Source organism: Bacillus sp. FSL R10-2201 (assembly GCF_038008665.1).
GTDB lineage: Bacteria > Bacillota > Bacilli > Bacillales > Bacillaceae_G > Bacillus_A > Bacillus_A mycoides.
This window is the reverse complement of the sequence record NZ_JBBOZP010000001.1, coordinates 1,695,497-1,709,304: the sequence shown is the minus strand read 5'-3', so window position 1 is coordinate 1,709,304 and position 13,808 is coordinate 1,695,497. Positions and strand designations below refer to the sequence as shown.

The window sequence follows — 13,808 nt, the reverse complement described above, 5'->3', positions numbered from 1 at the left end:
AAATATATAGAAGGTCAAACATAAATGATATTAACTGATACTTAAATGAATCCTAATCTCCACTAATTAGTTATCTGTACCACGTTCGATTCATTGTAAACCTAACTTCTCTCCAAATGTATCATAGAGATAATATTCTAATATTTGCACACTAAATTTCTCATTACGCCCAAGTGCAAATAATTCCCGATCTTTAGCTACGATAGTATCTAATGGAATCACCACATTATCCACTATTTTTGTAATTTCAATTATATTACTTTCTACGTTTACTTCTGTTTTAAATTCAATATTTTCTAATACTATATGTGAACGTCTTCCTGATGCAAAAAAAGTAAAGTTAGAGTTTTTAAAAATTCCAATTTCACTCTCTAACGGATATAAATATTTATAAATTATATCTCTGTGTCCATCTTTTATTATTTTTTCATCTTTTTCATCATCTAAATATTCTTTCACCTTCGCTGCGAACTCAAATCGAAAATCCACTCTTTCACGCTCCCTCTTTTTAGTCTACGCTAATAAATATATTAATATAATTTAACTATATTATAAAATAAGTTCCTATAAAAAGTAAAAAACACTTTTGTAAAACTTTTGGTATTCCCTGTACTTTTTAAATATAAATACTCTTTCAACATTCATTAGTACGTCGTTATATTCATTTAAACATATTGTTCCCATATTTTGAAACAATATTTTCCAGTATTATATATCAATAAATTGAAACTTTAATCAATGGGGGGTGTTCATCCCCCATTGATTATTAGCCCACACCAATCGGGCGTTTACGGGCAGCAGGGCTCCCGCCTAACTGCTTTGCTCCAATCGAATTTTGAGACGGGAGTTTACTGCCCGCAAATAGCGGGCTAAACTGCTTCTAATTCCTTTCTATCCACAGCTATCGACTCCTTATGCTATTTCAATATATTGTTCACTTTATTTCCCCTTATTCATTAAATCACAGAAGGAATGTAACTCCCCACTATCGAATTTTTACATAACAAATATTATTAGGTGGTGCTTTACTATGAAATTAGCTGTCATTGGTGGCGGTGATTTACAAGATCCAAATCACTTGCATATTAATGAACGACTTATAGAATTAACGAATAAACAATACCCAAAAGTATTATTCATTCCTACAGCTAGTCGTGATGATGAAGGATATATAAAGTTATTTTTAGCAACATTTGAAAAGCAATTACATTGTGAGGTTCAAATTTTACGCATTTCAACCGAAACACCTACTAAATATGAAATAGATGAGATGATTCATTCTGCCGATTTAATTTACCTTGGCGGTGGAAATTACGTTCACATGCTTGAAGAATGGAAAGAACATAAACTAGATGAAAAGTTACTATTTGCTTTAAAACGTGGAACACTTATTGCAGGATATAGTGCCGGTGCTATGTGCTGGTTCACATCTAGCATTCGTTCAGATTATGAAGGTTCCGGTTATATAGAAAGTAGTGGCTGGGGTATTGTTAACAAAAGATTTTGTCCCCATTACAATCAATTAAATAGAATGAATGCCTTCCATACGTTTTTACAAACTCACCAAGGTAATATAGAAGGTATTGCATTAGAAGATAATTGCGCTTTATATATTACAGAAGGTTCATTTGAAATTATCGGTGAGCCAGATACAGCTTGGGAGTTTTATATGAATAATGGAGAACTCATTAGACAACATTTTGACATAACTTTAAAAAGTTATTTATAAGCATTCATAAAAAAATGTCCCTAAGTATAATGACTTAGGGACATTTTCATCTTTTAACTCACTAATCGTGTAATTCGTTTCTTCTGCCATGAAAGCTTATAATATGCATACTGTAATATTAAGCTGACGATGAATGCAGCTGGATACCCAATCCATATCCCTTCTATTCCAAGGCTCGTATGGTAAGAAAGATAATACGCCACAGGTACTTCAACAAGCCAAATTGATACAACACTGATTACAGTTGGCCATAGTACAGTACCACTTGCTCGCATTGTCGCACTAATAATTTGTGCATGACCGAAAATTAAGTAGCTCCATAATGTAATCATGATTAGACTATGAGCAATGTCAATTGTATTTTGACTTGTTAAAAATAGTGCTAAAATATCTCTTGAGAACAAGTAAATAAGAGATATTAATACACCACCAATGATATAATTCATAATAATTCCGGCCTTAACAACTTTCTGTAATCGATCAAATTGGTTCGCACCAATTGATTGCGCTGCAAAAATTGATACGGTAATGCCGAGGCTAACCGCTGGCATTTGTACATAACTTGCAACTTGGTTCACAACACCATACGCCGCTGTTGCATCTGAACCGTACCGATTTACAAATGCGATTACCGCGATCTCTGATAATGAAACTAATATCATATTAATACTCGCTGGAATACCGAGGCGTAACAATAATTTTAATAACTCCCAGTCCATACGAAGATATTTTCTTACTGTCCCGTCTAATTGTAGTGGATGATTTTTCTTCTTTAAATACACTAGCATGACAATAAACGTAATAACTGTAGATATAACTGAAGCATAGGCTGCTCCGTAAACATCTAATTTCGGAGCTCCTAACCAGCCAAAAATAAGAATTGGTAATAAAATCATATTTAGCGCTGTACTTACGATTAAAAAGTAAAATGGCGTTTTTGAATCTCCTGTACCTCTCATAAATGTTGTATATGCAAAATATAAGAATAACACTGGCATAGATATAAATAAAATTCTTGCGTAATGCACACTTATTTCAATAATATTTTCTGGCGTTCCCATAAGACGCATAATATCCATCGCAAAAATACTACCTATTATCGCCAACACGACTCCGATAATAAAAGTAAACGTAAGCGTCGTACCAACGATAGCTTTTAAGCGCTCCTCATTTTTAGCACCAAATGCCTGACCAATTAAAATTGAACTACCAGAACCAATTCCAATTACAAATGAAACGAGTAGGAAAAATAACGGGAAAAATGCCGATATAGCTGCTAGATCATTTACGCCAAGCCATCTTCCTACTACTACCATTCCAAATAACTGTCCAACTGATTGTAATACATTACTTAAAAGTAACGGCACTAAAAACATGGACATCGATTTCCATATCGGCTTATGTTCTGTTTCTGACTTCTGTGACTCTACACCTTCTTTATTGTTATCTGTAGGTGGTTTCAAATTTCATTTCTCCTTTTATTTAAAATCTGCACAGTTAAATCCGTGCTCAAATAGTTGTAATTACTCCAACCATTTCTATACTGTTTGCTCGTCAAAGTAATTGCCTCTTCCACTCACTATTTTCAAATTCATCATAGAACTTTAACATATTTTTCGTATCTGTAATCCTCTATCTCTTTGTATAGTTGTTTTTATTATGTGCATCTATTCATTTTCTTCTCTTCATTCTTATAACTTCACCCAATATTGGCTTCCATCAGCTGTTCTATCTAAAAAACCATATTCGATTAAATATCTTCTCAAAGTTACAAAATCCGGATATATATTTTCTAAAACTGTATTCACTTCTTTTTCAGTATACTTTTTATTACTATCGAATTTCTTCACTAAATGACGTAATATAATCAATTTACGCTTTTGCTTTTTCGGAAATTTAGAAAGCGGTCCATCCAAACCTTCTGTAAAATGCACTGTTAAAACTTCAGCATTTTCTTCCTCTGTAATATTGTATCTATCATCCACCATCGTAGCTGTTCTATGAATCGGTACAAATTTAGTTTGAACTTTTGATTTTTCTTCTGACAATTCCATTAACGCTAAAAATACTTTCGCTTGCTTCATTTTCTCGCGCAATGTAAATCGATGATTGCGAATCGTCGATGTGCTCCCGCCATCCATTTCTTTTACAATCTCTTTATCGTTAAGTCCCATATGGAAAAACTGAACCATTTTCTTTTGCAAATCAGTTAAGCCTGTAAACTTTTTATCAAGATTTAATAAATATTCAAACATAGATGTATGCTCATTTTGAATATGCAACTGTACAAACTTCTCTGCTTCATACAAAACTTGATTTTCTTGATAAATAACCCCTTTAATAAACGTTTCTCCACAAGCTAAACAAACATACTCCTCTGCTTCCTCGTCAAATACATACCCTTTCTTCAATTCCTCTATCGACGCATCCCAAAACTTCTCTGAAATATCACTCATACTAAACATTCCTCCAAAGGGTTTATTAAAACCATAAACAAATTACGATACCGTTTATTACCACTCCATCATCTTACCATACCAAAAGCAAACAATTCAATATTTCGTTTACCTATTTTACAAACTTTTATAAAAATATCTATTTATACGTTATAAAAAGGACTTATCCCAACAAACAGCGAATGTGTTTTTAGAAACCACTTATTATTAAGATGTGAAATATGCTGTTCAATATTTAAGTGCTACAAACCTAATTCAACATGGAACCGGCATTCACACATTCCAAAACTTCAGCATTCAATTTTAACTACAAAAAAGGTGTTTCCATATACGAAAACACCTTTTACCTTTTATATATTTTATAAACAACCTCTACTAAAACTTTACTTGCTTTTACAAATACATGTTTTCGATTTCCATCCTCAACGAATCTATTTGAACAACCACTAATCATCATACAACTAATTATGACTATTACTTTAATACTTTTTCTGCAAATCATTTTATGCAACTCCACTTTTGAAAACTCCATTCAAATTTACCCCATCAAAAAAAGTTTACACGAATAATGAAACGTAAGAATATGTAATGTTGCATATTTTTACGTTTCATTACAATATTGTGATTTAATTATTTTAATGACTGGTATACCGAGGTGATTTACTTGAAATTTAAAGCGAAAAAAAATCCATTTCATATCATTTTAATCTCATTGTTTTTAGTCGTTTTTTTCATTTCTCTATTCTTTCAAAATGAGAATTCTATTTTTTTCACTCTCATGATGCTCTTAAATATCGTGAATCTCTCTTCTTTCTATTTTTCTCATTACAAAATAACGGAATCTGCCCTTATTGTTAAACATGGTTTCATACTCCGTACTGAAATTCCATTTGAAAATATACGCCACATTAAATACTCTGGTAAAAAGCTTCGTTCAGAAAATTGGACAAGACAACAAATAGAAGTTCATTATAATTTATTCGACTCAGTAACATCTTTCGTACCACAAGAAGAGGAGAAATTCATTTCACTCTTAAAAGAAAACTGGCCAAATGTGAAAATAATCAATAGCACCTCAAATGAATAATTTTGTTTGAGACAGTTCAATGCTATTAGGATAACTATATAAGAATTGAATATCCTCCCCAAGTAAAACCGCCGTTTACATATTTATTCTCCCCTCAGGCTAACTCCCCAATAGTTAGTCTATTTTTTATTACATAAAGATACTACGCCTTCATCACAAACAAACGATACGAACATACACTATTTCTAGAAAAACAAACTACTACACAAAATGAATGAAAGGTGCTTATTATGTATGAGTTAAGTTATGAAGGATTAACAGGTGAAATTATTACAAGATATGATTGTGAGTACGAAGAAGCTAGACAAGAATGGAATCGGGCTATTCAAAAGTTTCCTTTAGCTATCATTTATTGTTTTACGAAATGGGATGTTAGTAATGCGATTATTTGGGCGAGAAAAAATGAAATTGCTATTCGCATTCGTTCTGGTGGACACCATTACGAAGGATATTCTGTCGGAAACAATGTCCTCGTAATTGATATAAGTAAAATGAACTGTATGCAGCTTAATGAACATAAAAATACATTAGTCATTCAAGGTGGTGCTCAAAATAAACAAATCTATGACTTTATCTCTTCAAAAGGTTATCCACTTGTCCAACTGTTGGAGTAAGTGGATACACTTTAGGTGGCGGTTGGGGCTATTCTAGTAGGTATTTCGGCCTTGGTTGTGACAATTTAATAGAGTTAGAATTAATTGACTATAAAGGTAAAGTAATTACAGCTAATGAAACTTGCCATAAAGACTTATTTTGGGCTTGTCGCGGGGCAGGTGGCGGAAATTTTGGCATCGTTGTTTCGCTAACTTTTAAGCTCCCTCCAATAGTTGATAAAGTTACTTTCGTTGAACTATATTGGCCTAACGCTTCAGTAGACATCCAAAAGGAATTTCTTCACACATGGCAAAGCTGGCTAGTAAATTTAAATAGTAAGATGACAATCGGTGCGAGCATATACAACTCTGCTGTGGAAGGACTTGCAATATATGGACGAGGTTTATATTACGGTACCCCAGAAGATGCAGCGTTCATTCTACAAGATTTACTCAATATAAACGGGGTGAAGATGAATTTACAATATATCAGTTTTCTTGAAGCAATGGCCATTGTAGAATCTTCATATCCCTCGTCTGAACAATTTAAATCTATAGGCCGGTTCGTTCATAAACAATATAACGAGGAAGAAATCGAAAAAATTATTAGTCTTATTGAAGATAGAGCTTCCGGTAGTATTTTTGCAGCTATAAGTCTCTACCCCCTTGGAGGAAAAATTCAAGATGTAGGTAAAGATGCGAGCGCTTTTTATTACCGCGATGCACATTATATTCTAGGAATCCAAACTATATGGGAAGATCCGATTGTTAAAAAGGATAATTCCCAATGGTTAGAAAGCCGATTTGACTATATAGAATCTATAACAGAAGGCTCATTCATCAATTTCCCATACAGCGATTTGAAAGATTATATGAACGCTTATTACGGGACACATGCGAACAAATTAAGAAAAATCAGTAAAAAATATGACCCTTTATGTGTATTTACTTTTCCGCAAGGAATTAAAAATTAATATGCGATAAAGTGGAGGTTTTGTTCATCCCCCACTGATTATTAGCCTTCACCAATCGGGCGTTTATGGGCAGCAGGGCTCCCACCTAACTTCTTTGCTTCAGCCGAATTTTGAGGTAGGAGTTTTACTGCCCGGCAAATAGCGGGATAAAAAAGCCAAGATTCTAAATTAAGAATCTTGGCCTCTTCTATTATTCTTTCGGAGCAATCATTTTTTTCGGATCTACAATCTCATCAAATTGCTCTTCTGTTAGTAGTCCAGATTGCAATGCTGCTTCTTTTAAAGTTAACCCTTCTTTATGGGCATGCTTTGCAATTTTCGCGGCATTTTCATACCCGATATGTGGGTTTAGCGCTGTTACAAGCATTAATGAACGATTTACATTTTCATTAATTACTTCTTCATCTGCTTCAATACCAACTGCACATTTATCATTAAACGAAACGGTTGCATCAGCTAATAAGTGAGCAGATTGCAGGAAGTTGTAAGCAATAACTGGTTTGAATACGTTTAGCTCAAAATTACCTTGGCTCGCAGCAAATCCGATTGTTGTGTCATTCCCCATAACTTGTGCTACAACCATTGTTAATGCTTCACTTTGCGTTGGATTTACTTTACCTGGCATAATAGAGCTTCCTGGTTCATTTGCAGGGATAATAATTTCCCCAAGACCACTTCGTGGACCACTTGCAAGCCAGCGCACATCGTTAGCTATCTTCATTAAATCAGCAGCTAATGCTTTTAATGCTCCATGTGCAAATACAACTTCATCATGGCTCGTTAACGCATGGAATTTATTTGGTGCAGAAACAAATTGTTTACCTGTAAACAGACTAATTTCTTCTGCTACCATCTCACCAAATTTAGGGTGCGCATTAATTCCAGTTCCAACCGCAGTACCACCAATTGCTAATTCTTTCATATATGTATTGCTATCTGCAATCATACGCTCTGTTTTTTCAAGCATACGGTGCCATCCGCTAATTTCTTGTCCTAACGTTAAAGGTGTTGCATCTTGTAAATGCGTACGACCGATTTTAATAATATGTTCAAATGCAGTTACTTTTTCTGCTAATGTTTCTTTTAATTTCGTAATAGCTGGCAATACATGGTTTTCTACCGCAATTACACACGCTACATGAAGTGCTGTTGGGAACGTATCATTTGAACTTTGAGACATGTTCACGTCATCATTCGGATGAATATGTACGTCAGATCCCTTTTCTTTCAAAATTTGATTACCGCGGTTTGCAATTACTTCATTTACATTCATATTCGATTGTGTACCACTACCCGTTTGCCATACGACAAGTGGAAAATGTTCATTCCATTTTTCTGCGATAACTTCATCAGCAGCTTCCACAATTGCTTGCGTCTTCTCTTCTGATAGCTTTCCTAATTTTTGATTACTAAGCGCTGCACTCTTCTTTAAAATCGCAAATGCTTTTACAATTTCAAGCGGCATATGCTCTGTTCCAATCGGAAAATTTTCCTTACTACGCTGCGTTTGTGCTGCCCATAATTTATCAGCTGGAACTTTCATTTCTCCTAATGTATCTCTTTCAATTCTGTACTCCATTTTTTCATCCCCTTGAAAATAAAATACCTACATCTTTTATTTTAACAGACTTTCTATCAAATGATAAGAATTCTCATTAATACATATAAAAAAAATTACCTTCCGCCACCGCAGAAGGTAATTTTTTTATGATGCTTGCTTTCCTTTATCCGCATCATCTACATACCAAATGAACTTGCCTGTATATCCATAAATAACTGCTAAAATGAGTGATACGAAGCTTAGCCACATAAATGGAACGTATGATAATGTTGATACACCTAAAATACCAGCCATAAAAATACCATTATCAGACCATGGAACCATACCAGAAGTCAAAGTTCCACCTACTTCTGAGTTACGTGCTAATACGCGGCGATCTATTTTTAATTTATCATAGCTATCTTCCATAATTTTTGGTGTTAAAATAAGTGATACGTACATCGCACAACCGAATATGTTAGCTAAAAATGCAACGATTAATGTAGACAATGTTACATTACCTGCAGAATTTAATTTCTTCTCAAATTTCGATACGATTACCTTTAGAACACCTAACTTTTCAAGTAATCCACCAAAACCTAATCCGAAAATAATAACAGCTACTGAACCAAGCATACCATTAATTCCACCACGGTTTAATAACTTATCGACAAACTCGACACCAGATTGAATTGAGAATCCGTTATATGCTGTTCCAATTGCCTCTCCAAAGTTCATTCCTTGGAAAAGTGTTGCCCAAATTGCACCAATTAAAGCTCCCATAGCAATTGTTGGCATAGATGGTTTCTTCATCGCCAATAGCACAATAACAATTACCGCTGGAACAAGCATCCATATTTTAATATCAAAGTGCTTTAATAAAGATTCTTTTAAAAACTCAACTCTATTTAAATCTACATTATCCCCGCCATACATCCATCCAGCAACAGTAAACATAATGCTGGTAATAATATAAGCTGGAACGTCTAATACGAGCATAGCTCGAACGTGAGCGATAACATCTACTTTCGCCATAGAAGCTGCAAGAACTGTGCTATCAGAAAGTGGTGATAATTTGTCTCCGAAATAAGCTCCTGAAAGGACTGCACCCGCAACAAGCGGAAGTGGTAATCCAAGCCCTTCACCTATCGCCATCATAGCAATACCTGCAGTTCCAACTGTTCCCCATGATGTTCCTGTCGCGATAGAAGTGATTGAACAAATAATTAAAGTTGCCAATAAGAATATGCTAGGGTGAATGAATTCTAATCCATAATAAATTAATGTAGGTACAACCCCACCAGCAATCCACGTTCCAATTAAAGCCCCAACTGCAACTAAAATAAGAATTGCTTCTAATCCATTAGAAATCCCTTTCGTAATTGCATCTTGCAATTCTTGATAACGAAATCCTAATCTTAATCCAAGCGCAATAACTAAAAACCATGAAATAAATAGCGCTAATTGAATTGGGAGATCAAAAATCGTTTGGAAGGAAAAGACGACAGCAAGAAATAGGCATAAAAGAATAATAATTTCTAGCATCGATGGTAATCTTACACTTTTCATTTTTTTCTCTCCTTACAAGTCGATAACATGATGTATGTAGTCTTACGTGTATGTAGTATACAATTAGCGAAGACAAAACAAAATTTTCATATTATTTCGATTTATTTTTTCAGTATAATATATTCACAACCCTTTCTATTGTAAAAGTAGATTGCGCTTTTCGCAATGAAAAATATAAAAAATGTTGTATTTTTATTTATTTAGATAAAAACACCTAATGAAATAAAACTTTAATCAATGAGGGTTTTATCCATCCCCACTAATTATTAACCCATAATAACCTTTTTAATATTTGCCTCAACAAAACTTTTTACTACCGCTTTCACCTCATATGTAATAATATATTTCCACATAAAAAAAGAGCACACATCATTTAATCGATGCATGCCCCTCTTTTATTTATACATATTTTGTATCTCTTCTTTATTTTTAAGTATTTCCGAAAACTTATCGCTACAACCTTTCGGAAATAAAACTCCGAGTCCATATGAATGCCCAAACTGAAAATGAGGGTATTTCACCTTGACCTCATCCCAAAACTTATACACACCGAAATCACCGTTTTTAACTTCAATATCATGAAATAATACAATACCGTTTTTAGCAACTTTAGGTAACCATGTTTTATAATCATGAGAAACAGCTTCATACGTATGATAGCCATCAATATGCAAAAGATTTATCGTTTCATCTTGAAACTCATCCAGAGCATCATCAAAAGTAGACCGAATTAAATTCCCTATATTCAGGTAGTTATCCCTCACCACTTTTTCTACTATTTGAAAAACCCCTTCTCCATATGGACCTGTATGCCCATCTCCAGCCCAAGTATCTACAGCAAAACATTTTGTGGCTAACCCACCATCTTTTACCCCCTGGCAAAAACTAAAAAAGGAAGCACCTAAATGCGTACCTAACTCAACTAAAGTTGCTGGTTCTTCAAATCTTACTAAATCATATGCGAAATCTAAATGCCCACTCCACGCAGATTGTGACCGAATAATAGGACTAAATTTTTCAAATTCAAACGATGGTTTATGAGTAACCCAGTTCATCGCGTATCTCCTTGTACACATATTTTTAACAAACCAAATTACTCTTATCTTTATTTTTTTGGCGCCGCGATTATGATTATATTTCATAAAAAGATGAAGAATTACCCATTCTTATTGGGGTAAAGCATCATATACATATGGATTTGCTGGCTTCTTAATCTTCTCTACTTTACTTATTTTCACAAGTGGAAATAGCATTCCTTAGAACCAGAAGCATTGAAAAACTTGGATGAACGATATGGAGATCAAATAACTGAACTTGTATTTATCGGCATCGATATGAATCGTTCTATTAACAGAAAAAGAAATGAAACAAGATTGAAATACATTTGTTGATCCTATTCCCGCTTTTACTTTCACTTCATAATAAAAAGGCTTCCGTAGCATGGAGCCTTTTTCACTTTGTAGTACTCTTATTTAACATATTTGCTTTAATAAGAAACACAATTGTACCTAAAACAATTAAGATAGCATATACGATACCAACTACATCACCTATTTTTTCTAAGCCAAACGGTAATAGTATAGTAGCAACTCCGACTATATAGGAAAACACACCTGAAAGCTTCGCTAATTTATTTTTATCTCCAACAAACGTTTCTTCCTGATAGCCTGCCAACAAAAACAATCTCTTTTTCACATGTATTTGATAGCCTAAAAAAATGATAAGTAATCCAACAAATAAACAAACCAAAAATCCTGCTAGCATATAACTCTCCCCTACGATATTTTACTATACACAAAAAAGATGATCGTTCTTACTAAACAATTTTATTTTTAATTAGAAATTTCAGTTTATTAATACTCCATTTCGTGATATATTGCATATTGTATCTAATATATATTTTTTTGAAAGGAGGACTATATATTTTATGGATCCAAATCGATTAAAAGGAATTATAATGGTCATAATCGGTGCTTGTTTATGGGGCTTATCCGGAACAGCTGCGCAACAACTTTTTCAATTCGAAAACGTTTCCACTGAATGGTTAGTTACAATCCGTTTGCTTATATCCGGTGCTATTTTGCTCATTATGTCATCATTCGGAGCGAACAAAAAAGAAATATTTGGAATTTGGAAACAAAAGTCTGATGCAAATAAGATAATTTTGTTCGGTCTTTTAGGCATGCTTGCTGTACAGTACACGTACTTCGCTTCTATTAAAGAAGGAAACGCTGCTGTTGCAACTTTGTTACAATATTTAGCCCCTATATTTATCACTGTATACTTACTTTTCAAATGGAGCATTCGTCCATCAAAAATTGATTATATTTCAATTACCCTCTCATTAGTAGGGACTTTTCTCCTATTAACAAACGGTTCTGTTCATAACTTAGCTGTATCTACACCTGCTATCATTTGGGGCATTTTATCTGGACTATCTCTTGCATTTTATAGTTTGTATTCAAAAGAATTGTTAGAAAAGTGGTCTTCATCCGTTATCGTTGGATGGGGGATGATCATTGGGGGGATTGGCGTAACGATTTTACACTTTATTTCCACAAACGAATTCATTTTATTATCAACTATGAAATATGTAAAACTAAGTACCCTCCCGCTCATTACATTTGTCGTCATTTTCGGGACACTCATCGCATTTTATTTATACTTAGATAGCATAAGATACCTTACGCCTAAAGAAACAACATTATTTGGCTGTACAGAACCACTCGCAGCTATTATTTCTTCTGTGCTTATTTTGCACGTACCGTTTCAATCTTTTCAGTTATTAGGTGCTTTTTGTGTAATTGTAATGGTGCTCATATTAAGCCAAAAACCGGATAAAGGAAAACCAAAATTAAAGCTTGTTAATACGAAAAAGAAACATATACAATGAAAGGATTGAATTCACTATGCCTGTCCCTCAAAATTATAAAAAACCAGGAAGAGTTTCAGCAAAGTCACTCGTTTTAAATCAACTGCAAGATTGGATTATAGAAGGTGTTTTACGACCTGATGAAAAAATAAATGATGGGGAATTGGCAGAAGCACTAGGAGTAAGCAGAACACCTGTTAGAGAAGCTTTACAAATTTTAGAGCTTTCTGGATTAGTTGAAATGGTACCTGGGCAAAAAACGAAAATCGCGCCTATTAAGTTAGACGACGTATCTATCATTTATGAGACGATAGCTGGTCTTCACTCAATTATAGGAAAGCAAGCACTTCAAAAAGTTACAGACGCTGATATTAAACTACTTTCCGAAATAAATGATGCTTTTCAACAATCTATACATGAAAAAGATTCAAAAAAAGCTTTAGAACTAGATATACGATTTCACAATACAATTACTTCTATTGCTAAAAACCGATATATTGAACCTTTTCTAGAAAATATGCAACTTCACATTTTACGCCTTGAATATTTATTTTTCCAAAACTTCGTGCCTGCAAGTCAATCTATTAAAGAACATCACTCTATAATTCAAGCACTACAAAAACAGGATGAAAAACGAATGGAACAAATGATGTCTCAAAACTGGCTCCGTCCAATGAAAGAAATACAAAAAATAATTTCTATGAAATAATAAAGCTGGTTACACAAAAGTGTAACCAGCTCCTTCTTTAATAATCTATGTGCTATGCCTGAATATTTGCGTAATCTTCAATATGCTCGTACTCTTTTTCCAATTCCTCTAAAGACAGCTCGTATAATTGTCGGTCGCGAATCTTAAACACCCCTGCTCCAATTAACTCATCAATTAAATGTCTCTTACGATTTTCAACAGCAAAACGGAGTTGACTACTCATCTTTTAAAAAACTCCTTTCTACGATCATTGAAAATGATAATCTTTATCAATTACCA

13 protein-coding genes and 3 pseudogenes are annotated in these 13,808 nt (G+C 33.8%); 6 read left to right on the top strand and 10 right to left on the bottom strand.

Annotation, left to right across the window (positions count from 1 at the left end):
- Positions 1–90: 90 nt before the first annotated feature.
- Positions 91–489, bottom strand: a complete 399-nt coding sequence (locus NSQ69_RS08935) for a DUF3942 family protein (protein ID WP_341099174.1) — start codon at positions 487–489, stop codon at positions 91–93.
- A 541-nt stretch (positions 490–1,030) separates the two neighbouring features.
- Between NSQ69_RS08935 and NSQ69_RS08930 the strand changes: the two genes are divergently transcribed.
- Entirely contained in the window at positions 1,031–1,729 is a 699-nt protein-coding gene (locus NSQ69_RS08930; RefSeq protein ID WP_341099172.1) for a peptidase E, read from the top strand.
- Positions 1,730–1,782: 53 nt separating this feature from the next.
- On the opposite strand, the gene NSQ69_RS08925 is transcribed toward NSQ69_RS08930, so the two are convergent.
- The 3 genes from NSQ69_RS08925 to NSQ69_RS08915 form a co-directional block, all read right to left on the bottom strand.
- Positions 1,783–3,192: an MATE family efflux transporter gene (locus NSQ69_RS08925; protein WP_002086395.1), complete on the bottom strand. Its 1,410-nt coding sequence runs from the start codon at positions 3,190–3,192 to the stop codon at positions 1,783–1,785.
- Positions 3,193–3,420: 228 nt separating this feature from the next.
- Entirely contained in the window at positions 3,421–4,185 is a 765-nt protein-coding gene (locus NSQ69_RS08920; RefSeq protein WP_002126691.1) for a DUF2087 domain-containing protein, read from the bottom strand.
- Positions 4,186–4,528: 343 nt separating this feature from the next.
- Positions 4,529–4,717, bottom strand: coding sequence for a hypothetical protein (locus NSQ69_RS08915; RefSeq protein WP_012260704.1), 189 nt, complete (start codon positions 4,715–4,717; stop codon positions 4,529–4,531).
- Between the two features lie 132 nt (positions 4,718–4,849).
- Between NSQ69_RS08915 and NSQ69_RS08910 the strand changes: the two genes are divergently transcribed.
- Positions 4,850–5,272: a PH domain-containing protein gene (locus NSQ69_RS08910; protein ID WP_002126689.1), complete on the top strand. Its 423-nt coding sequence runs from the start codon at positions 4,850–4,852 to the stop codon at positions 5,270–5,272.
- 230 nt (positions 5,273–5,502) lie between these two features.
- Positions 5,503–6,839, top strand: a pseudogene (locus NSQ69_RS08905) (FAD-binding protein).
- Between the two features lie 190 nt (positions 6,840–7,029).
- Here NSQ69_RS08905 and fumC read toward each other — a convergent pair.
- The 4 genes and pseudogenes from fumC to NSQ69_RS08885 form a co-directional block, all read right to left on the bottom strand.
- Entirely contained in the window at positions 7,030–8,418 is a 1,389-nt protein-coding gene (fumC, locus tag NSQ69_RS08900; RefSeq protein ID WP_002035171.1) for a class II fumarate hydratase, read from the bottom strand.
- Between the two features lie 126 nt (positions 8,419–8,544).
- Positions 8,545–9,948: a Na+/H+ antiporter NhaC gene (gene nhaC, locus NSQ69_RS08895; protein ID WP_002126686.1), complete on the bottom strand. Its 1,404-nt coding sequence runs from the start codon at positions 9,946–9,948 to the stop codon at positions 8,545–8,547.
- 395 nt (positions 9,949–10,343) lie between these two features.
- Positions 10,344–11,003 carry a class I SAM-dependent methyltransferase gene (locus NSQ69_RS08890; protein WP_002168696.1) on the bottom strand — a complete coding sequence of 220 codons (660 nt, stop codon included), beginning with the start codon at positions 11,001–11,003 and terminating at the stop codon, positions 10,344–10,346.
- 111 nt (positions 11,004–11,114) lie between these two features.
- Positions 11,115–11,204: pseudogene (locus tag NSQ69_RS08885) on the bottom strand (TIGR03943 family putative permease subunit); the annotation flags it as partial.
- Between the two features lie 3 nt (positions 11,205–11,207).
- On the opposite strand from NSQ69_RS08885, the pseudogene NSQ69_RS08880 reads away from it, so the two are divergent.
- Positions 11,208–11,325, top strand: a pseudogene (locus NSQ69_RS08880) (GTP-binding protein); the annotation flags it as partial.
- A gap of 75 nt (positions 11,326–11,400) precedes the next feature.
- Here NSQ69_RS08880 and NSQ69_RS08875 read toward each other — a convergent pair.
- Positions 11,401–11,712 (bottom strand): DUF3784 domain-containing protein, encoded by a 312-nt coding sequence (locus NSQ69_RS08875; protein WP_002064702.1) that lies wholly within the window; start codon positions 11,710–11,712, stop codon positions 11,401–11,403.
- 163 nt (positions 11,713–11,875) lie between these two features.
- Between NSQ69_RS08875 and NSQ69_RS08870 the strand changes: the two genes are divergently transcribed.
- Together NSQ69_RS08870 and NSQ69_RS08865 are read left to right on the top strand one after the other, a co-directional pair.
- Positions 11,876–12,841 carry a DMT family transporter gene (locus NSQ69_RS08870; RefSeq protein ID WP_341099171.1) on the top strand — a complete coding sequence of 322 codons (966 nt, stop codon included), beginning with the start codon at positions 11,876–11,878 and terminating at the stop codon, positions 12,839–12,841.
- Between the two features lie 16 nt (positions 12,842–12,857).
- On the top strand, positions 12,858–13,529 hold the full coding sequence (locus NSQ69_RS08865) for a GntR family transcriptional regulator (protein WP_002030983.1): 672 nt from the start codon (positions 12,858–12,860) through the stop codon (positions 13,527–13,529).
- A gap of 52 nt (positions 13,530–13,581) precedes the next feature.
- Here NSQ69_RS08865 and fbpA read toward each other — a convergent pair whose 3' ends face one another.
- Positions 13,582–13,752, bottom strand: a complete 171-nt coding sequence (gene fbpA / locus NSQ69_RS08860; RefSeq protein WP_002012091.1) for a Fur-regulated basic protein FbpA — start codon at positions 13,750–13,752, stop codon at positions 13,582–13,584.
- Positions 13,753–13,808 lie beyond the last annotated feature (56 nt).

Excerpts from the sequence above, each read along its gene's own strand:
- NSQ69_RS08930 (WP_341099172.1), top strand. The coding sequence starts at position 1,031 with ATGAAATTAGCTGTCATTGGTGGCGGTGATTTACAAGATCCAAATCAC.
- NSQ69_RS08920 (WP_002126691.1), bottom strand. The coding sequence starts at position 4,185 with ATGAGTGATATTTCAGAGAAGTTTTGGGATGCGTCGATAGAGGAATTG.
- NSQ69_RS08915 (WP_012260704.1), bottom strand. The coding sequence starts at position 4,717 with ATGGAGTTTTCAAAAGTGGAGTTGCATAAAATGATTTGCAGAAAAAGT.
- fumC (WP_002035171.1), bottom strand. The coding sequence starts at position 8,418 with ATGGAGTACAGAATTGAAAGAGATACATTAGGAGAAATGAAAGTTCCA.
- nhaC (WP_002126686.1), bottom strand. The coding sequence starts at position 9,948 with ATGAAAAGTGTAAGATTACCATCGATGCTAGAAATTATTATTCTTTTA.
- NSQ69_RS08890 (WP_002168696.1), bottom strand. The coding sequence starts at position 11,003 with ATGAACTGGGTTACTCATAAACCATCGTTTGAATTTGAAAAATTTAGT.
- NSQ69_RS08875 (WP_002064702.1), bottom strand. The coding sequence starts at position 11,712 with ATGCTAGCAGGATTTTTGGTTTGTTTATTTGTTGGATTACTTATCATT.
- NSQ69_RS08870 (WP_341099171.1), top strand. The coding sequence starts at position 11,876 with ATGGATCCAAATCGATTAAAAGGAATTATAATGGTCATAATCGGTGCT.
- NSQ69_RS08865 (WP_002030983.1), top strand. The coding sequence starts at position 12,858 with ATGCCTGTCCCTCAAAATTATAAAAAACCAGGAAGAGTTTCAGCAAAG.
- fbpA (WP_002012091.1), bottom strand. The coding sequence starts at position 13,752 with ATGAGTAGTCAACTCCGTTTTGCTGTTGAAAATCGTAAGAGACATTTA.